Origin of the sequence: Rhizobium etli CFN 42 (assembly GCF_000092045.1) — a bacterium.
GTDB classification, from domain to species: Bacteria; Pseudomonadota; Alphaproteobacteria; order Rhizobiales; family Rhizobiaceae; genus Rhizobium; species Rhizobium etli.
Genome location: NC_007761.1, coordinates 4,222,809 through 4,243,827 on the forward strand (window position 1 = coordinate 4,222,809; position 21,019 = coordinate 4,243,827).

A 21,019-nucleotide genomic window follows, 5' to 3' on the forward strand; every position below is an offset into this window, starting at 1 on the left:
GCTCGGGGCAACCCCGATCAACGCGCAGCCAGACCATGATCTGGCGAACTTTCCTCCTATCGACAAGCCGCTGCCGGGCCGCAAGGTTGCGACATGCTCGGCGCTCTGCCTTGCGCAGCAAGCGCGCCGGCTCACCAATCTTGACTTGAATTATCGCGATAGTGTCCAACTTTTCGCCATGGTCTTGCGGAGAGGGTATTGATCGACCTTCGGGCCGCGCTGGACCACGGCTAGGCCCGGTTACATCGCTTGGCCCAGACGTCATTCACCCTGGCTTCATCGATCTTCGAAGAATCGGGCCCCGTTCATGTAGCAGTCATGATAAGCAGTGCAAAAGGCTGAGCAAAACAGCCATAACTTTGTTTGGATCCAGAACCGAACCCATGTCTATTGCCAATCTTTCTCCGAGCCTCCCCCGCGAACCCGAGATGAAGCAAATCGATCACAATGATTCGATCCGCTCGACCTATCTTTCCATCGAGGACATCAAGGCGATGGGCGAGGCAGTCGCCGTCAACGGCGTCGACAAGCTGCCGGCTTTCGCCGCCTTTGATTTCTTCGCGCGCCACAAGGAAAACGAGAAGGAAATCCTGCGCGTCTACCGCACCACGGCAACCGACGTCGAGGCCGGAGAGACGATCACGCCGGCGGCGGAATGGCTGCTGGACAATCACTACATCGTCGAAGAGGCGATCCAGGAGGTGCGGCGCGACTTTCCCCGCCGCTTCTACCGCGAACTGCCGACCATGCGTGTCGGCGGCGTCGACATTCCGCGCACGCTGGTGCTTGCCTGGCTCTACGTCGCCCATACCCACAGCACGATCTCGCAGGAAAGCCTGACGGCGCTGGTCGACGGCTTCCAGACACGCGAGACGCTGAGGATCGGCGAACTCTGGGCCCTGCCCTCGCTGGTGCGCTATGTGCTGGTGGAAAACCTTCGCCGCATTTCGAGCCGTGTCGAAGCCAGCCGCCGCCTGCGCCGCCGCGCCAATGAGGCGGCCGACGAATTGGTGCGCCTGACCGATCCCGCCAAGGCGGCCGCCTATCTGAAGACGCTGGAACCGCTTGCCGAAGACAATACCTTCTCGACGCAGTTCCTTTATCGCCTGCGTGACGGCTCACAGACGTCGAGTCTGGCGATCACCTGGCTCGATGAACGCCTGGAAGAGCTCGGTCGCAACACCGAAGAGGCGACGACGGCCGAACACAGCCGTCTCTCTTCCGGCAACGTGACGATGGGCAACATCATCCGTAGCCTGCGCGAGATCGACGATACCGAATGGTCGGTCTGGGTCGAACAGGTCAGCCATGTCGACAAGCTGCTCTGGGAGCATTCGGATTACGGCATCCTCGATTCCGGTTCGCGAAACAAATACCGCAAGCAGATCGAGAAACTGGCCAAGCGCTCGCCGCTGACCGAAATGCAAATTGCTCAGCTGGCGCTCGACATGACCGAGGCCGCCAAGGCCTCCGACGAGCCGCAGCCACATGAGCCGAATGTCGGCGGCTTCCTGTCCGGCGCGCAACGGCCGAAGCTCGAGGCGCGGGCGAATTATCGCCCAACGATCACCCAGCACTTCGTGCGCGCCGTGCGCCGGTTCAACTGGCTGTCGATCGCGCTGCCCGTCATGCTGCTGACGATCATCGCCATGGCGATCGTCGGCAGGTTCATGGCAAGTGCCGGAATGGGCGCAATCGAGATCGCAATCCTGCTGATCATGTTCTCATTGCCAGCCTCGGAGGGCGCAACGGGTCTCTTCAATACCCTGTTGTCCTTCTTCGTGACCCCGGCCCGCCTCGTCGGCTACGAGTTCAAGGAAGGCATTCCGGAGGATGCGCGCACGCTGCTCGTCGTGCCGTGCCTGATCTCGAATCGCGATAGCGTCGACGATCATGTGCGCAATCTCGAGGTTCACTACCTCGCCAATCCGCGCGGCGAGATCTATTTCGCGCTGCTCAGCGACTGGCCGGATAGCGATGTCGAGGAAACGCCAGCCGATCTCGAAGTTCTCGACTATGCCAGACGCGAGATCGCCAATCTGTCCGCTCGCTATGCCTATGACGGCAAGACGCGCTTCTATCTGCTGCACCGCCGCCGCCTGTATAATCCCGCCGAAGGTGTCTGGATGGGCTGGGAGCGCAAGCGTGGCAAGCTGCATGAGCTGAACATGCTGCTGCGCGGCGACCGCGACACGACCTATCTCTCCGGCGCCAACACCGTCCCGGCCAATGTGCAATATGTCATGACGCTCGATGCCGACACGCGCCTGATGCGCGATACCGTCACCAAGCTAGTCGGCAAGCTCTATCACCCGATCAACCGCCCGGTGATCAATCCGAAGACCGGCCGTGTCGAAAGCGGCTATGGCGTGCTGCAGCCACGTGTCACTCCGTCGCTGACGACGGGCAAGGACGCCTCGGTCTTCCAGCGCGTCTTTTCGATCAACCGCGGCCTCGACCCCTATGTCTTCACCGTCTCCGACGTCTATCAGGATCTCGCCGGCGAAGGCACCTTCACCGGCAAGGGGCTTTATCACGTCGACGCCTTCGAAGCCTCGCTGAAGGGCCGGATCGAGGAGAATTCCGTTCTCAGCCACGACCTTCTCGAAGGTTCGATGGCGCGCTGCGCCCTTGTCACCGATCTCGAGCTCGTCGAGGATTTCCCGATCCGCTACGAGGTGGAGACGTCGCGCCAGCATCGCTGGGCGCGCGGCGACTGGCAGCTCCTGCCCTATATGTTCAATCCGAAATACGGCGTCACGGCCCTTGGCCGCTGGAAGATGTTCGACAATCTGCGCCGTTCGCTGACGCCGATCGCCTGGTTCTTCGCCTCCGTGCTCGGCTGGTATTTCATGGGTCCGCTCGGCGCGCTCGTCTGGCAGATTCTGCTGATTTTCTGCCTGTTCGTGGCGCCGACGCTGTCGCTCATCAACGGCATCATCCCCCGCACCAGCGATATCGTCGCCCGCGCCCATCTCTATACGGTCTGGTCGGATATCACCGCCGCCAATGCGCAGGTCGCATTGCGGATTGTCTTCATTGCCGATTCGGCCGCGATGATGGCGGATGCCATCGGCCGTTCGCTTTACCGTCTGTTCGTCAGCCGCAAGCTGATGCTGCAGTGGAGGACCGCCGCCAGCGTACAGGCCGGCGGCCAAGGCACCCTTGCCTCCTATTACAAGCAGATGTGGCACGCGCCCGTATTGGCGCTGCTGGCGCTCGGTTTCGCAGCACTTCCGGGTGACAACAACGCCTTTCTCGTCGGCATCCCCTTTGCGCTGCTGTGGATCCTCTCGCCTGTCGTCGCCTGGTATGTCAGCCAGTCGGCAGAGACCGAGGACCGGCTCGAAGTTGCCGATTCCGTGTCGAGCGAGCTGCGCAAGATCGCCCGGCGCACCTGGCGGTATTTCGAGACTTTCACGACGGCCGAGCAGAATTATCTGCCGCCGGACAATATCCAGGAAACGCCGCATGTCATCGTCGCGGCCCGCACCTCGCCGACCAATATCGGCGTCTACCTGCTCTCCGTGGTTTCCGGCCGCCATTTCGGCTGGTTCTCCTTCGAGGAAACGCTTGAGCGGCTGGAGCAGACGATCGCGACCATCGATAAAATGGAGAAGTTTCGCGGCCATCTCTTCAACTGGTATCACACCGATACGCTACAGACGCTCGGGCCGCGTTACGTCTCGGCCGTCGACAGCGGCAATCTCGCCGGTCACCTGATCGCGATTTCCTCGGCCTGCCGCAACTGGGCCGAGGCGCCGTCCGCCCATATGCAGGGCAATCTCGACGGCGTCGGCGACACGGCCGGCATTTTGGGCGAAGTGCTGGCGGATCTACCCGACGACCGCAAGACCGTGCGCCCGCTGCGCCGGCGCTTGGAAGAGCGCATCGTCGGCTTCCAGAACGCGCTTGCCGCTGTCAAGCGCGAGCATGAATTCGCCTCGATCCGCATCATCAACCTTGCCGTTCTCGCACGCGACATCGAGAAGCTCGCGGCCAATCTCGACCATGAGGTCAAGTCGAAGCAGAGCGAAGAGGTCACCCAATGGGCGGCATCGCTGGTGAAGGTCTGCGAGGCGCATATATCAGACAGCACCTTCGACCTTTCCAAGGTCGATGCGCTGAGGCCACGGCTGGTGGCGCTGCGCGACAAGGCCCGTGATCTGGCCTTCTCGATGGATTTCGGCTTCCTCTTCCGGCCGGAACGCCGCCTGCTGTCGATCGGCTATCGCGTCGAAAGCGGCGAGCTCGACCAGGCCTGCTACGATCTCTTGGCTTCCGAATGCCGTCTGACCAGCCTCTTCGGCATCGCCAAGGGCGACCTGCCGACGGAACACTGGTATCGCCTCGGCCGCCAGGTCGTGCCGGTGGGCTCACGCGGCGCGCTGGTCTCCTGGTCCGGCTCGATGTTCGAATATCTGATGCCGCCGCTCGTCATGCAGGAGCGTGGCGGGGGCATTCTCAACCAGACAAACAATCTGGTCGTCGTCGAGCAGATGAATTATGCCCGCAAGCTCGGCATCCCGTGGGGCATTTCGGAAGCGGCCTTCAATGCCCGCGATCATAACCTCAATTACCAGTACACGAATTTCGGCGTGCCGACGCTCGGTCTCAAGCGCGGCCTCGGCCACAATGCCGTCATCGCCCCCTATGCTTCGCTGCTGGCCAGCCAGTACGATCCGCCGGGCGCACTCGAAAACCTGCAGAGGCTGCGCAAGGTCGGCGCGCTTGGCAAGTTCGGCTTCCACGACGCGGTCGATTTCACGCCGACGCGCGTGCCGGAAGGCAAGAAATGCGCGGTGGTCTACAATTATTACGCCCACCATCACGGCATGTCGATCGCAGCCGTCGCCAATGTCGCCTTCAACGGCCATCTGCGCGAGCTCTTCCACTCCGACCCTGTCATCGAGGCGGCCGAGCTGCTGCTGCAGGAAAAGGCGCCGCGCGACATTCCCGTCATGAGCGGCAAGCATGAATCCGACACGCCGGCCAGCATCCAGGACGATCTCATGCGGCCGGAGATCAGGAAGATCAGCGATCCCCTTTCGCGCGACCGCGAACTCGTGTTCCTGTCGAACGGCCATTATTCGCTGATGCTGACAGCGACGGGCGCAGGTTATTCCCGCTGGAACGGCCTTTCCGTTTCCCGCTGGAAGGCCGATCCGACCGAAGACCGCTGGGGCACCTTCATCTTCCTGCGCGATACCGCCACCAATGAATGGTGGTCGGCGACGGCAGAGCCGAAGGGCGTCGAAGGCGAAAAGATCAAGGTCGAGTTCGCCGATGAAAAGGCGCAGTTCACCAAAACGGTTGGCGATCTGACGAGCGAGGTTGAGTGCATCATTGCGACCGAGCATGATGCCGAGGCCCGCCGTGTCACCCTGCTGAACATGGGCATGGAAGACCGTTTCATCGAAGTCACCTCCTATCTCGAACCGGTGATCACCTCTGATGATTCCGACAATGCGCATCCGGCATTCGCCCGCATGTTCGTCAAGACCGAGATCGGCAAGCGCGGCGACGTCATCCGCGCCGAACGCAACAAACGCGATCCGAACGAGCCGAACATCAGCATCGCGCATCTGATCGTCGACAATGCCGGCGACACCCGTCACACCGAATTCGAGACCGACCGACGCAAGTTCATCGGCCGTGGCCGCAGCCTCGCCGATGCGGCGGCCTTCGATCCGGGCGCCGCACTTTCCGGCAGCGACGGCTTCACGCTCGATCCTGTCATGTCGCTGCGCCGCACCGTCCGTGTACCGGCCGGCAAGAAGGTCAGCGTGTTCTTCTGGACGATCGCCGCTCCGAGCCGCGAGGAGGTCGACAAGGCCGTCAACCGCTATCGTCATCCCGACGCCTTCAACCATGAGCTCGTCCAGGCCTGGACGCGCACGCAGGTGCAGATGCGCCATGTCGGCGTCACTTCGCAGCAGGCGGCAGCCTTCCAGCATCTCGGACGCTACCTCGTCTATCCCGACATGCAGCTGCGCAAGGATGAGGCGACCGTCGAGGCCGGCTTGCAGTCGCAATCGGCGCTGTGGCCGCTGGCGATCTCCGGCGATTTCCCGATCTTCACCCTGCGCGTCAACGACGACATGGATCTCGACATCGCCCGCGAGGCGCTGCTGGCACAGGAATATCTGCGCTCACGCGGCGTCACCGCCGATCTCATCATCATGAACGAACGCGCCTCCTCCTACGCACAGGACATGCAGCACGCGCTCGACGCCATGTGCGAGAACGTTCGCCGCATGGGCCAGGCCGACGGGTTGCGCCAGCATATCTTCGCGGTTCGAAAGGACCTCATGGAAGAGAGCACCTATCATGCGGTGATCGCGGCTTCCCGCGTCACCCTGCATGCCAAGAACGGCAAGGTCGTCGACCAGATCAACCGCGCGGTCGCTCTGTTTGCACCCTCGAAGGAGGAACTGCAGGAGATGGAGCGCGCCGAGCGCAACAAGCCTCCGGTCAAGCGTATCGCGCCGGTACCGCCGCCTGTCGTGCCCGCCGTCGTCATCGAAGAGGAAGGCGATCTCGACTTCTGGAACGGCATCGGCGGCTTTGGCAGCGACGGCCGCGAATATGTGGTTCGCCTGCCCGGAGGTCATGCGACGCCGCAGCCTTGGATCAACGTCATTTCCAACGACAGGTTCGGCTTCCATGTATCGGCGGAAGGCGCGGGTTTCACCTGGAGCGTCAATTCGCGCGATTACCAGCTGACGCCTTGGTCGAACGATGCGGTGGTCAACCGTTCGGGCGAGGCCTTCTATCTTGCCGATCTCGACAGCGGCGCGGTCATGACGCCCTTCGCGGCGCTGTCGCGCCGGCCGGATATTCGTTTCGAAGCCCGCCACGGGCTCGGCTATTCCGTATTCTCCAGCGTTCAGCACGAGATCGCGCTTGAGGTGACGCAAACGATCCACCGCGACAAGCCGGTGAAACTGCAGCGCCTGCGCCTGCGCAACACCGGTTCGGCCGGCCGCAGGCTGCGGCTCTACGGTTATGTCGAATGGGTCCTCGGCAATAATCCCGGACGCACGGCGCCCTTTATTCTGTCCAGACATGATGAGGCGACGGGAGCGCTGTTTGCCACCAATCCCTACAGCATCGATTTTTCCAACCGAACCGCTTTCTTCGCGGCGAGCGAGACGCCTTCGAGCGTCTGCGCAAGCCGGCGCGAATTCATCGGCAAGGCGGGAACGATCCAGGCGCCGCAGGCCGTCATGTCGGCGGCCGCGCTTTCCGGTGCCACCGAACTCGATGGCGATCCGGCCGCTGCTCTCGCAATCGACATCGAACTCGGCGCCGGCGAGGAGCGCGACTTCACCTTCTTCCTCGGCGATACGCCGACGGAAGAAGAAGCGCGCGCCGTCATCGCCGAGATCCGCGAGGCGTCGTTCGACGATGCTGTCGAGGCAAACCGCGCCTTCTGGCGGGATTTCACCGGCCGGCTGCAGATCTCGACGCCGGATCGCGGCATGAACAACCTCGTCAACACCTGGCTGCCCTATCAGAGCCTCGGCTGCCGCATCATGGCCCGCACCGCCTTCTACCAGGCAAGCGGCGCCTTCGGCTTCCGCGACCAGCTGCAGGACACGCTGGCCTTCCTGCTGCACGAACCCTCGATCGCCCGCCGGCAGATCCTGAACGCCGCCTCGCGCCAATTCCGTGAGGGCGACGTCCAGCATTGGTGGTTGCCGGGAACGGGTGCCGGGGTCCGCACCATGATCTCGGATGACGTCGTCTGGCTGAGCTACGCGATCCATCAATATTGCAGCGTTACCGGCGACAAGGGCGTACTCGATGAGGAGCTTGCCTTCCTGGAAGGCCCGGCGCTTCTCGAAGGCCAGCACGACTCCTTCTATCAGCCGGAGATTTCCGAGGGGAAGGCGAGCGTCTACGAACATGCGGCGCTGGCGCTCGATCTCGCCATCGCCCGCAAGGGAGACAACGGCTTGCCGCTGTTCCTCGGCGGCGACTGGAACGACGGCATGAACCGCGTCGGCATCGGCGGACGCGGCACCAGCGTATGGCTCGGCTGGTTCCTGGCGGGCGCATTGCGCGCCTTCATTCCCTATGCCGAAGAGCGCGGCGATGCGGCGCGGGCAGAGCGTTGGACGACGCATCTCGCCGCGCTGAAGAAGGCGCTGGAAACGGCTGCCTGGGACGGGAGCTACTATCGTCGCGGCACGTTCGACGACGGCGCGCTGCTCGGCTCCAAGGAAAGCCCGGAATGCCGGATCGATTCGATCGCACAATCCTGGAGCGTTCTCTCCGGCGAGGGCGACGCTACCCGTGCCGGGAAGGCGATGGATGCCGTGCTCGACCAGCTGGTCGACGAGAAAGCCCGCATCATCCGGCTGTTCACGCCGCCTTTCGTCAATTCCGCCAGAGATCCCGGCTACATCAAGGCCTATCCGCCGGGCGTCCGTGAAAATGGCGGCCAGTATACCCATGCCGCAACCTGGGTGGTGATGGCGCTGGCGGAGCTGAAGCGCGGCGATGATGCGCTGCGCTGCTTCCAGATCCTCAATCCGATCACGCATGCGCTCGACAAGGCTTCCGCCGAACAATATCGGGTCGAACCCTATGTCGTGGCAGCCGATGTCTATGGACACGAGCCCTATACGTCGCGCGGCGGCTGGACCTGGTACACCGGATCGGCCGGCTGGCTCTATAGGGCAGCCGTCGAAGGCATTCTCGGTATCCGAGTGAAAAACGGCCGGCTTTACGTGCGTCCGTCGCTCCCCTCAGAATGGGACGGTTTTGCGGCGGAGGTGGAGCAGGGCGGCGGCAAATACCGCATTTCGGTCTCAAAAGCGTCCAATGCCAGCGGCTACACTCTGTCGATCAACGGCAGCGAAGTCACCGATCCCGAAGAGGGATATCCGCTCGGATAACAGCGTTCTCCACGCTGAAGAACACGGCGATTCGCGACGGCCAAAAGGGAACCCTTTTGGCCGTCGTCGCGTTTGCAAAATCGGAAAACAGGAGAAACCCATATGGCAAGCACGCTGACCGAAGCCATCGGCACCGAGCGCAGTTCCTCATCCGCAGCTGCGACGGGGCGCGATACAAGGCTTGACGTGCTGCGTGGCCTGGCCCTGATCATGATTTTCATCAATCATGTTCCCGGACAGATCTTCGAATATGTGACGACCAAGAATTTCGGTTTTTCCGATGCCGCCGAAGCCTTCGTCCTGATCTCCGGCATCGCCGTCGGCCTCGCCTATGGTTCCCGCTTCGAGCCGGGCGGCCGCATCAAGACGGCAATCAAGGCAGCACGGCGCGCCTTCACGCTCTACCTTGCGCATATGATCACCACCTTCATGACGCTGGCGCTCTTCATCTGTGGTGCCTGGCTGTTTCATCGGCCGGGGCTGCTGGTCGAGATCAATATCCTGGCGGTTCTCATGAACCTGAAGGAAGGCATCCCGGCGCTGCTGCTGCTCGGTCACCAGATCGGCTACAACAATATCCTGCCGATGTATGGCGCATTGTTGCTGATGGTGCCGATCATCTTGCTCCTCAACGAGCGAAGCCCGCTTCTGGCGCTCGCCGTTTCCGGCACGGTCTGGCTGCTGGCCGGCATTTACGAGGTGGCGCCACACAATTTGCTGATAGAGGGCTACTGGTTCCTCAATCCGCTCTCCTGGCAGTTCCTGTTTTCGATCGGAATTGTTTCGATCCTGCATATCAAGCGGGGGGGCACGATCCCGCGGCATCCGTTGTTGTTTGCGGCTGCCGCCGGCTATGTCCTGCTGTCCTTCGTCTGGGTAACCGGCCATCTCTGGATTTTCGGCAATTCGCTGGCAGCGCTCGGGCTGCCCACTGTCGTCACCGGTTTCGACAAGACCTTCCTGTCGCTGCCGCGGCTGCTGCATGTGCTAGCGCTGACCTATCTCATCATCAGCATTCCGGCGTTCTCGCGCATCCTGCGGCGCCCCGCCGAACACCCGCTGACAATCCTCGGCCGCCATTCGCTGAACATCTTCGTCGCCGGCACGATCCTCGCCATGATCGGCCAGGTCGTGCTCTATGTCACCAACAAGGATCCGCTTGTCGGTCCGCTTTTCGTGATCGCGGGTGTCGCGGCGCAATTCGCCTATGCCTACTACCTCGAGCACAAGCGCCAGCTGGGCAAAATCAAGCACAAGCTGGTGACTGAGATCGCCGCCGTCCCTGTGCCCGTGAGAGTCGGCGGAGCGGCAAATACCTATCGCCGGACCAATCGGAAATAGAGATTCACCGATCTGATTGAAGAGCTGCGGGCTTAGCGGGCGCCCCGAAATCGGCATCGAAAGCACTACGACATTGCAGCGCCTTTCGCGCGTCTGAAAAGACGCGCTGCGCTGTAATCCCGCCGGCTCAACTTTTATGAACGAGAATATTCACCAGCCGGTCGAAAGGATCGCGCACGTAGAAGCGCCTGACGCCCCAGGGCTCGTCGGCCGGACCGTATTCGATCGGAACGCCAGCGGCAGACATCGCCTCGAAAGCAGCATCGAGATCATCCACCTCGATGGAGAGATCAGGCACCGGAGTCCCTGAACCCCCTTGGCTGGCGACACTGAGCTGAACCTTCATGGAAGTATTCGCGCCGAACGTGACGATCCAGCCGAGATCCATCATCAGGTCAAGCCCGAGAATATCCTGATAGAAATGTTTGGCGGCCATGATGTCGGGCGCCTGGATATTGGCGACGATGCGCAGGACTTCCATGCCGCTCTCCTGGGTATCGGCTAGCGACAACAGCTTAGAGCCTTTCCGGGTTGGATTGAAGCTAGCCCGAAAAGGCTCCAGAGAGAATCGGCGATGTGATCAATCAGTCCGGCCGCCAGACATGTCGTGCCTCGATCTCGCTTGGCAGAGAGCTGGCCGCCGGGACAAAGGAAGGCCCACGCGGCTTTCTGCTATCCCAGAAAGCTACCCTGGAAAAACAAAAGGCCGGAAGAGCACCTGCCCTTCCGGCCTTATCCTGTAACCCGAAGCGCTCAGGCGGCTTCGGTGGTATGGGCCTTGCGGACTTCTTCGTCCGTCAGGATGCCGCTGGCGCGCAGCAGCGCGGCGAAGCGGCCGTTGCTGTGGCTGAGCTCATCGAAGCCGCCCTGCTCGACGACACGTCCATCATCGAGGAAGAGCACCATATCGGCTTCGCGGACCGTCGAGAGGCGGTGGGCGATGATGAAGGTGGTGCGGTTCTGCCGCAGATTGTCGATCGCGGCCTTGACGCGGGCTTCAGTCTCTACGTCGAGCGCCGAGGTCGCTTCATCGAGCACTAGGATCGGCGCATCCTTGAGAATGGCGCGGGCAATCGCAATGCGCTGACGTTCACCACCGGAGAGCTTGTTGCCGCGTTCGCCGACATGGGTATCGTAACGATCCTCGCGGGTCTCGATGAAGTCGGCGGCGGCGGCGGCTTCGGCAGCACGGCGCATGTCCTCCTCGCTCGCACCTTCGCGGCCGAGGCGGATATTGTCGCTGATCGAACGATTCAGCAGGCCCGCATCCTGGAAGACGGTGGCGATATGGCGACGCAGCGACTTCCGGGTCACCTTGGTGATATCGGTGCCGTCGACGAGGATCTGGCCGCCCTGCGGGTCGTAGACGCGCTGCAGCAGGTTGACCAGCGTCGTCTTGCCGGCGCCGGTCGGGCCGACGATGGCAACCGTCTGGCCTGCCTTTACCGAGAAGGAGACATTGTGCAGGCCCTGCGAACTGTTGCCGAAGCCGAAGGAGACGTCGCGGAATTCAATCGCACCCTTGACGTTCTTGATCTCGCCATTGCCGGCCGGCTCTTCACGATCACGCACGGAATCTTCGAGCGTATAGAAGTCCTCGAGCTTGGAGCGGGCCTCGAAGATCTGCGTTGCGAATTGACGCATCAGGTCGAGACGGGCGATCAGCAGGTTGGCAAAGCCGATGAAGGCAATGACATCACCGATGCGCAGCTCGCCGGACTGGACGAGCATCGTGCCGATGATCAGAACCACCATCATCGCGATGGTCGAGGCCATGCGGTTCAGCGCGCTGGCGAGCGCCCACCAGTCGAGCACCGGATACTGCGCTTCGAGCAGCCGGTTGGCGAAGGACTTCAACGCCTTGGTTTCCGCTTCGATGCGGTTGTAGCTATGCAGAACGGAGACGTTGCTGATCGAGTCGCTGACATGCGAAAAGACGGTATGGTAGTGGTTCTCGACCGAAGCCTGGCCATCCTTGGTGCGGCTCATGACCACGCGGCCGATCAGCCAATAGGCGATGCCAAGCACGATCAGCACGGCGGAGAGGCGCAAGTCCATCGACATTGCGGTCGGCACCAGCAGGGCCAGCGCAATGACCGTCGACAGGTGGTTGCGCATGAATTCCAGCCAGAGGCCGAACAGCGTCTCGCAGGCACGCAGCAGCGTATGCAGCGCGTTGGAGGTGCCGCGCTGATGGTGCCAGGCGAGCGGCATGGAAATGATGCGTCCGAAAGCTTCCGTCAGCAGCGTTGCCCGCCGGCCATGGGCGAGCCGGTCGGCCTCTCGGGAGACCAGAACGAAGGCGACAGTATTGAACACGGCGAAGGCAGCCCACATGAAGAGGATGGGTTTGACTTCACCCTTGCCCGATATCGCATCGATGATGCGACCGAACAGGATCGGTTCCGCAATGGTGATGGTCGCCAGAACAATGTTGGCGATAACGACCAGGGATACGCGGAGCTTGTAAGCGCCAAGATAGCGCAGAGCTCTTGCATAGACCTTGAATAGCGACACGTCTAACCTCTTGTGCATCTGCGAAAACGGGATGATGGGATGCTACAAAAGGCTACCTGAACCGGCGATTAACGGAGTATTCGGGATTCAGTCCCGCCGGGTGCTTAACTTGATCTCACGATCGCAGCCGCGACGAATTTGAAGCTGCCTCAATGGGATAGAACGCAGGGACGTTCTCGGGCTCCTCAGATTTTTCGGCAGCGGGGTCTAGCGCCGGAATTCCACCATGATTATATCTCGCAACAATTTGCGCTTGCATTTCAATCGCTGTTTAGCGCAGCATTAAATTAGAGACTGCATTTTTGAAGAAGACCGTTACGCGATCAATCTGAACAGCCGCCAACGGCCTCGATGCGGGCTTCAGGTCCGGGCAAAGGGCGCTATTTGTGAATATTAATTCTTTAATTCAATTGCTTGTAATTCTGGAAGAGTGCCCAAATCCGGACGCCGTCGTCGCCGAACTCGAGCAGGTCCTCCACGGTTCCGGTTTCGAGTATTACGGTCTGCTGCGACATTTGCAGCAAAACCCGGCGCAGCAGAATATCGAACTGCGCGCCGCGCCGCTTGCCGGCCGCTGGCCGGAACAATGGCTACAGATATATGCCGCAAAAAAATATGTCCGGATCGATCCGATGGTGCGTTATCTCGCGCATGCGCAACGGCCTTTCCGCTGGCGGGAGAGCATGGCAGCCTTCGACGGTGACGCGCATCAGCGCCGCATGGAGCAGATGATGGTCGATGCCTTCGGCCACGGATTGGAGGACGGCTATCTCTTTCCGATTCATGGGCGCAACGGCATTCTCGGCAGCCTCACCCTCGGCGGCAAACCAATCGACTTGTCGCCGGTGGAAATCGCGCTGCTCGAGGCCGTGGCGCGCAAGAGCTTCTGGCGATTGCTCGACCTCACAGGCGAGGCTGAGGCGCTGGAAACGGTGCTGCCGACCGAGACGCCGCTGACGCGGCGCGAGATGGAAATCCTCCACTATCTCGCCGAAGGCATGACGTCGATGGAGATCAGCAAGATGCTGAAGATCTCAAATCATACCGTCGACTGGTACATGAACGGTCTGCAGAACAAGCTGAAGGCGAAAAACAGGCAGCAGGCAGTGGCGCTTGCCTTCCGTCACGGTCTGATAAGCTAGGCTTCTTTTTATCCGCCTGCTGAAATCGCTGCATACTGCCGGCCGACAGGCTCTGGCATGGCGAGAAAGTGCATTTCGCAGTCGCAAGAGAAATTGAACTTCCCGTGACAAGAAGTTAAGAATTTTCTTCGCGGGTGCAGCATGCCCGCGTCTGAACGACGGAGGAGACCGTTTTGCCCATATCCAAGATACTCGTTGCCAATCGCTCTGAAATAGCCATCCGCGTGTTCCGCGCGGCCAACGAGCTTGGAATAAAAACGGTGGCGATCTGGGCGGAAGAGGACAAGCTGGCGCTGCACCGCTTCAAGGCGGACGAGAGTTATCAGGTCGGCCGCGGACCGCATCTTGCCCGCGACCTCGGGCCGATCGAAAGCTATCTGTCGATCGACGAGGTGATCCGCGTCGCCAAGCTTTCCGGTGCCGACGCCATCCATCCGGGCTACGGCCTCTTGTCGGAAAGCCCCGAATTCGTCGATGCCTGCAACAAGGCCGGCATCATCTTCATCGGCCCGAAGGCCGATACGATGCGCCAGCTTGGCAACAAGGTCGCAGCGCGCAACCTGGCGATCTCGGTCGGCGTACCGGTCGTGCCGGCGACCGAGCCACTGCCGGACGATATGGCCGAAGTGGCGAAGATGGCGGCGGCGATCGGCTATCCCGTCATGCTGAAGGCATCCTGGGGCGGCGGCGGTCGCGGCATGCGCGTCATTCGTTCCGAGGCCGACCTCGCCAAGGAAGTGACGGAAGCCAAGCGCGAGGCGATGGCGGCCTTCGGCAAGGACGAGGTCTATCTCGAAAAACTGGTCGAGCGCGCCCGCCACGTCGAAAGCCAGATCCTCGGCGACACCCACGGCAATGTCGTGCATCTCTTCGAGCGCGACTGTTCCGTTCAGCGCCGCAATCAGAAGGTCGTCGAGCGCGCGCCCGCACCCTATCTTTCGGAAGCGCAGCGCCAGGAACTCGCCGCCTATTCGCTGAAGATCGCAGGGGCGACCAACTATATCGGCGCCGGCACCGTCGAATATCTGATGGATGCCGATACCGGCAAATTTTACTTCATCGAAGTCAATCCGCGCATCCAGGTCGAGCACACGGTGACCGAAGTCGTCACCGGCATCGATATCGTCAAGGCGCAGATCCACATCCTGGACGGCGCCGCGATCGGCACGCCGCAATCCGGCGTGCCGAACCAGGAAGACATCCGTCTCAACGGTCACGCCCTGCAGTGCCGCGTGACGACGGAAGATCCGGAGCACAACTTCATTCCGGATTACGGCCGCATCACCGCCTATCGCTCGGCTTCCGGCTTCGGCATCCGGCTTGACGGCGGCACCTCTTATTCCGGCGCCATCATCACCCGCTATTACGATCCGCTGCTCGTCAAGGTCACGGCCTGGGCGCCGAACCCGCTGGAAGCCATTTCCCGCATGGACCGGGCGCTGCGCGAATTCCGCATCCGTGGCGTCGCCACCAACCTGACCTTCCTCGAAGCGATCATCGGCCATCCGAAATTCCGCGACAACAGCTACACCACCCGCTTCATCGACACGACGCCGGAGCTCTTCCAGCAGGTCAAGCGCCAGGACCGCGCGACGAAGCTTCTGACCTATCTCGCCGACGTCACCGTCAATGGCCATCCCGAGGCCAAGGACAGGCCGAAGCCCCTCGAGAATGCCGCCAGGCCGGTGGTGCCCTATGCCAATGGCAACGGGGTGAAGGACGGCACCAAGCAGCTGCTCGATACGCTCGGCCCGAAAAAATTCGGCGAATGGATGCGCAATGAGAAGCGCGTGCTTCTGACCGACACCACGATGCGCGACGGCCACCAGTCGCTGCTCGCAACCCGCATGCGTACCTATGACATCGCCAGGATCGCCGGCACCTATTCGCATGCGCTGCCGAACCTCTTGTCGCTCGAATGCTGGGGCGGCGCCACCTTCGACGTCTCGATGCGCTTCCTCACCGAAGATCCGTGGGAGCGGCTGGCGCTGATCCGAGAGGGGGCGCCGAACCTGCTCCTGCAGATGCTGCTGCGCGGCGCCAATGGCGTCGGTTACACCAACTATCCCGACAATGTCGTCAAATACTTCGTCCGCCAGGCGGCCAAAGGCGGCATCGATCTCTTCCGCGTCTTCGACTGCCTGAACTGGGTCGAGAATATGCGGGTGTCGATGGATGCGATTGCCGAGGAGAACAAGCTCTGCGAGGCGGCGATCTGCTACACCGGCGATATCCTCAATTCCGCCCGCCCGAAATACGACTTGAAATATTACACCAACCTTGCCGTCGAGCTTGAGAAGGCCGGCGCCCATATCATTGCGGTCAAGGATATGGCGGGCCTTCTGAAGCCGGCTGCTGCCAAGGTTCTGTTCAAGGCGCTGCGTGAAGCAACCGGCCTGCCGATCCATTTCCACACGCATGACACCTCGGGCATTGCGGCGGCAACGGTTCTTGCCGCCGTCGAAGCCGGTGTCGATGCCGTCGATGCGGCGATGGATGCGCTCTCCGGCAACACCTCGCAACCCTGTCTCGGCTCGATCGTCGAGGCGCTCTCCGGCTCCGAGCGCGATCCCGGCCTCGATCCGGCATGGATCCGCCGCATCTCCTTCTATTGGGAAGCGGTGCGCAACCAGTATGCCGCCTTCGAAAGCGACCTCAAGGGACCGGCATCGGAAGTCTATCTGCATGAAATGCCGGGCGGCCAGTTCACCAACCTCAAGGAGCAGGCCCGCTCGCTGGGGCTGGAAACCCGCTGGCACCAGGTGGCGCAGGCCTATGCCGACGCCAACCAGATGTTCGGCGATATCGTCAAGGTGACGCCATCCTCCAAGGTCGTCGGCGACATGGCGCTGATGATGGTCTCCCAGGACCTGACCGTCGCCGATGTCGTCAGCCCCGACCGCGAAGTCTCCTTCCCGGAATCGGTCGTCTCGATGCTGAAGGGCGATCTCGGCCAGCCTCCGTCTGGATGGCCGGAAGCGCTGCAGAAGAAAGCATTGAAGGGCGAAAAGCCCTATACGGTGCGCCCCGGCTCGCTGCTCAAGGAAGCCGATCTCGATGCGGAACGCAAAGTCATCGAGAAGAAGCTTGAGCGCGAGGTCAGCGACTTCGAATTCGCTTCCTATCTGATGTATCCGAAGGTCTTCACCGACTTTGCGCTTGCCTCCGATACCTACGGTCCGGTTTCGGTGCTGCCGACGCCCGCCTATTTTTACGGGTTGGCGGACGGCGAGGAGCTGTTCGCCGACATCGAGAAGGGCAAGACGCTCGTCATCGTCAATCAGGCGGTGAGCGCCACCGACAGCCAGGGCATGGTCACTGTCTTCTTCGAGCTCAACGGCCAGCCGCGCCGTATCAAGGTGCCCGATCGGGCCCACGGGGCGACGGGAGCCGCCGTGCGCCGCAAGGCCGAACCCGGCAATGCCGCCCATGTCGGTGCGCCGATGCCGGGCGTCATCAGCCGTGTCTTTGTCTCTTCAGGCCAGGCCGTCAATGCCGGCGACGTGCTCGTCTCCATCGAGGCCATGAAGATGGAAACCGCGATCCATGCGGAAAAGGACGGCACCATTGCCGAAGTGCTGGTCAAGGCCGGCGATCAGATCGATGCCAAGGACCTGCTGGCGGTTTACGGCGGATGAGCGAACGGCACGAAAGGTTTCGTTCGCCCGTCCTTGTCAGGTCGCGCTGATCACCCGATTGTGTAGAGTCAGGCTGTTAAAAGGCCGACTTTTTCGAAAGGTTAGCGGCCTCCTCGCCTTGCCCGGCGGGGAGGCTTTTTCGTAGACTTGCGTGCCTGCCCCCCCAAGATCAATCAGGAAACGATTTCATGAGCAAATTAAAGATCGCCGTCATTGTCGGCAGCACTCGTATTGGCCGTTTCGCCGAACATCCGGCAAAATGGATCGCCGGGCTCGTCGGCCAACGCTCCGATCTCGAAGTCGAGCTTCTCGATCTTCTCGACTATCCCATGCATTTCTTTGGCGAAGAGCGCGCCACCACGGCGGAAAGCGACACCGCCGAGCGCTGGAAGAAGAAGCTGCGCGAATTTGACGGCTACATATTCACCGTTGCCGAGTACAATCATGCGCCGACGGCGGTTCTGAAGAACGCTATCGATCTCGGCGAGTTCCTCCAGAAGCCGGTCGCCTTCGTCGGTTACGGCGGCGTCGGCGGTGCGCGCGCCGTCGAGCATCTGAGGCTGATCTTTGTGGAAATGGGCGCCGCCTCGGTGAAAACGGGCGTGCACATCGCGTTCAGCGAATATCTGAGCGTACTCAAGGAAGGCAAGAGCCTTGGCGATTACCCGCACCTCAACGAGGCGGCCAAGAACCAGCTCGATCAGCTCATCTGGTGGGGCAATGCGTTGAAGGCAGCGCGTTCTGTCGTCACCTCAGCCTGAGGCAAGTGGCTTAAAATCAAAGCGTCTCACGTGAATCACGATTCACGTGAGGCGATTCAGATGTCGTATGTATGGGCGGCGTTGATCGTCGAGATGAAGCGCTTGGTACGCTCGCGCTCGGGCGCGCTGAAAATAGCTTTCGCGCTGCCCGTTTCCACCACGGTCCCAGCCTCCAGGAAGACGACGTCATTGGCGATATTCGAGGCGAGCCGGAGATCATGGGTGGCCATGACCATCGTCGTGCCTTCGCGGGCAAGCTGACCCAGCACATCGACCACTTCCGCCGAGAGTTCCGGATCGAGCGCCGAGGTCGGCTCATCGCAGAGAAGCACCCGCGGCGACGGCGCGAGGGCCCGGGCGATTGCCACACGTTGCTGCTGACCACCCGATAAGGTCGAAGGCCAGGCATTGGTCTTGTGCGCCATGCCGACCTTGGTCAGCAGTTCCATGGCGCGCTCGCGCGCTTTCTCCTTCGGCCATTTCAGCACCGTGACCAGACCTTCCATGACGTTTTCGATCGCAGTCTGATGCGGAAAGAGCTGGAAATTCTGGAAGACCATGCCGGTCTGACGGCGGATTTTCTGGATCGCCGGCCAGCCCAAGCGTTTACCCGGCGCGAAGGAAAGCTCTTCCTCGCCGAGGCGGATCGTGCCTGATCTCGGGATCTCAAGCAGGTTGATGCAGCGCAAGAGCGTGCTCTTGCCACCGCCGGACGGCCCGACGAGCGCGGTGACGCTGCCCTCGGGAATGCGGATGCTGATATCCTTCAGAATGACGGCATCGCCGAAGCGCTTTTCGATGTTGGAAAGCTCGATCATGCGTTTGCCTCCAGCATGCCGCCATAACGCGCGAAGCGGCGCTCCAGCCGCACCTGCAGCTGCGATAGAATGGAGCTCAGCACGAGATAGATCAGCGCGGCCTCGATATAGAGGATCAGCGGCTCATAGGTGGTGGCGACGATGCGCTGCGCCGCCTGGAAGAGTTCCGGCACGGTGATGGCCGCCGCAAGCGAGGTATCCTTCACCAGCGAGATGAAGGTGTTCGATAGAGGCGGCACGGCGACACGGCCGGCCTGCGGCAGAATGGTGCGGCTCATCGCCTGGCGCCAGCTCATGCCGATCGAATAGGCCGCTTCCCATTGGCCCTTGGGCACGGAGGAGATAACGGCCCGGATGATCTCGGAACTGTAGGCGCCGATATTCAGGGTGAAGCCGATCAAGGCGGCGGGAAAGGCATCGAGCAGGATGCCGACGCTCGGCAGGCCATAGAAGATCACGAAGAGCTGGACGAGCAGCGGCGTGCCGCGGATGACCCAGACATAGAAGCGGGCGATGGCCGCGACGGGCGCCGGACTGAAAAGACGGGCGATCGCGGTGATCAGGCCGAGGATCAGGCCGAAGGTGAAGGAAAGTAGCGTCAGGGGAATGGTGAAGATCAATCCCGCCCAGAGGAGCGAGGGAAGCGATTCCGCCATCAATTGGAGCCAGTGCGCCACAGGTGTTCTCTCTCGTGGGGTTGGTGTTTCGAGGTGTACCCCTCCCCAACCCCTCCCCACAAGGGGGAGGGGCAGAGAGGATGCACCACCCGAGCCAAAGTGAGCGCCTGCCCCGTTGGTTCCGCGCTTTTGACGGCAAAGCGGACAACAAAACCCCTCCCCATTGTGCGGAGGGGTTGGGAGGGGACTTTTCCGCAGCTTACTTCGAAACGTCCTGGCCGAAATACTTGTCCGCGATCTTCTTGTAGGTGCCGTCGGCCTTGATCTCGGCGAGCGCCTTGTTGATTTCGGCAAGAAGTTCCGGCTCGTTCTTGCGGATGATGATGCCGGAGTAATCGGCATTTTCCTGCTCGGCGGCGATCTTCACCGGCGCGTCCGGCTTGTGCTTCTTGAAATCGAGGAAGGATAGGCTGTCGTTGATCGTGGCGTCGGCGCGCTTGGTCAGCACGAGCTGGATCGACTGGTCGAAACCGTCGGTGCCGACGAGTTCGGCGCCGGATTCAGTGGCGATCTTGCCGAAGTTGCTGGTCAGCGACTGGGCGGATTTCTTGCCTTTGAGATCAGCGAAGGTCTTGATGCTGTCGTCACCTTCGCGGACGATCAGCACGGCCTTGGAGGCTATATAGGGCTCGGAGAAATCGTACTTCTGCTTGCGCGCTTCGGTGATGCCGACCTGGTTGATGACGGTGTCGTAGCGCTTGGCGTCGAGACCGGCGATCAGGCCGTCCCACTTGCCTTCGACGAATTCGGCTTTGACGCCGAGCTTTGCGGCGATGGCTTCGCCGATCTCGACATCGAAGCCGACGAGCTTGCCGCTTTCGTCATGATAGGTGAAGGGCGCATAGGTGCCTTCGGTGCCGATCTTGAAGACGCCGGCCGATTTGATGGCGGCAAGGTTTTCGCCGGCATGAGCGGGCAGGAGGGCAGCAGCCTGAATGAGGGCAGCAGCGGCGACGGTTTTCAACCAGTTCATTGTTTCATCCATCCTTGGGAGGTTGTTAGCGGATGCGCCATAGTTCGCAGAAAACTAGGGCGTCGGAAGCGAAGAAAACTGCGAATAAAAGCAGCAAGTGCAAATAATTTTCTCAAGCGGTTGCCTCGGCCTCGAATTGCACGAGCCGGCCCTCGTTTACCGTTTATTTCAACAGGTCGGAAAACGTGTGACCGTGCATGTTGCATGCACAGTCTTAAAAGTTTATGCACGTTTTATATCATTCAA

At 61.3% G+C, this 21,019-nt stretch carries 10 protein-coding genes; 5 read left to right on the top strand and 5 right to left on the bottom strand.

All coding sequences use genetic code 11. The features are described from left to right. Nucleotides 1-383 precede the first annotated feature (383 nt). Together RHE_RS20440 and RHE_RS20445 are read left to right on the top strand one after the other, a co-directional pair. The gene (locus RHE_RS20440) at nt 384-8,906 is read left to right on the top strand and encodes a GH36-type glycosyl hydrolase domain-containing protein (RefSeq protein ID WP_042119097.1); all 8,523 of its coding nucleotides are present in this window, start codon (nt 384-386) and stop codon (nt 8,904-8,906) included. Between the two features lie 102 nt (nt 8,907-9,008). Then, complete coding sequence (locus RHE_RS20445) at nt 9,009-10,247, top strand: OpgC family protein (protein ID WP_011427186.1); 1,239 nt, start codon at nt 9,009-9,011, stop codon at nt 10,245-10,247. Nucleotides 10,248-10,374: 127 nt separating this feature from the next. Here the strand turns inward: RHE_RS20445 and RHE_RS20450 are convergent, their stop codons facing one another. Continuing rightward, on the bottom strand, nt 10,375-10,728 hold the full coding sequence (locus RHE_RS20450) for a VOC family protein (RefSeq protein WP_011427187.1): 354 nt from the start codon (nt 10,726-10,728) through the stop codon (nt 10,375-10,377). Nucleotides 10,729-11,000: 272 nt separating this feature from the next. Then, nucleotides 11,001-12,764: a glucan ABC transporter ATP-binding protein/ permease gene (locus RHE_RS20455; protein WP_020922545.1), complete on the bottom strand. Its 1,764-nt coding sequence runs from the start codon at nt 12,762-12,764 to the stop codon at nt 11,001-11,003. Between the two features lie 386 nt (nt 12,765-13,150). Here RHE_RS20455 and RHE_RS20460 point away from each other — a divergent pair, with 386 nt between their 5' ends. From RHE_RS20460 to RHE_RS20470, 3 genes are all read left to right on the top strand, one after another. Next, the gene (locus tag RHE_RS20460) at nt 13,151-13,906 is read left to right on the top strand and encodes a helix-turn-helix transcriptional regulator (RefSeq protein ID WP_011427189.1); all 756 of its coding nucleotides are present in this window, start codon (nt 13,151-13,153) and stop codon (nt 13,904-13,906) included. A 173-nt stretch (nt 13,907-14,079) separates the two neighbouring features. Beyond that, nucleotides 14,080-17,544, top strand: coding sequence for a pyruvate carboxylase (gene pyc, locus RHE_RS20465; protein WP_011427190.1), 3,465 nt, complete (start codon nt 14,080-14,082; stop codon nt 17,542-17,544). Between the two features lie 188 nt (nt 17,545-17,732). Then, nucleotides 17,733-18,305 (top strand): NADPH-dependent FMN reductase, encoded by a 573-nt coding sequence (locus RHE_RS20470; protein WP_011427191.1) that lies wholly within the window; start codon nt 17,733-17,735, stop codon nt 18,303-18,305. A gap of 56 nt (nt 18,306-18,361) precedes the next feature. Here RHE_RS20470 and RHE_RS20475 read toward each other — a convergent pair whose 3' ends face one another. The 3 genes from RHE_RS20475 to RHE_RS20485 all read right to left on the bottom strand — a co-directional run bounded on the left by RHE_RS20475 (nt 18,362) and on the right by RHE_RS20485 (nt 20,773). Continuing rightward, nucleotides 18,362-19,123: an amino acid ABC transporter ATP-binding protein gene (locus tag RHE_RS20475; RefSeq protein ID WP_042119100.1), complete on the bottom strand. Its 762-nt coding sequence runs from the start codon at nt 19,121-19,123 to the stop codon at nt 18,362-18,364. Next, nucleotides 19,120-19,800, bottom strand: coding sequence for an amino acid ABC transporter permease (locus tag RHE_RS20480; protein ID WP_020922549.1), 681 nt, complete (start codon nt 19,798-19,800; stop codon nt 19,120-19,122). The genes RHE_RS20475 and RHE_RS20480 overlap by 4 nt, the downstream gene beginning before the upstream one ends. Nucleotides 19,801-19,999: 199 nt before the next feature. After that, nucleotides 20,000-20,773 (bottom strand): amino acid ABC transporter substrate-binding protein, encoded by a 774-nt coding sequence (locus RHE_RS20485; RefSeq protein ID WP_011427194.1) that lies wholly within the window; start codon nt 20,771-20,773, stop codon nt 20,000-20,002. Nucleotides 20,774-21,019: the final 246 nt, after the last annotated feature.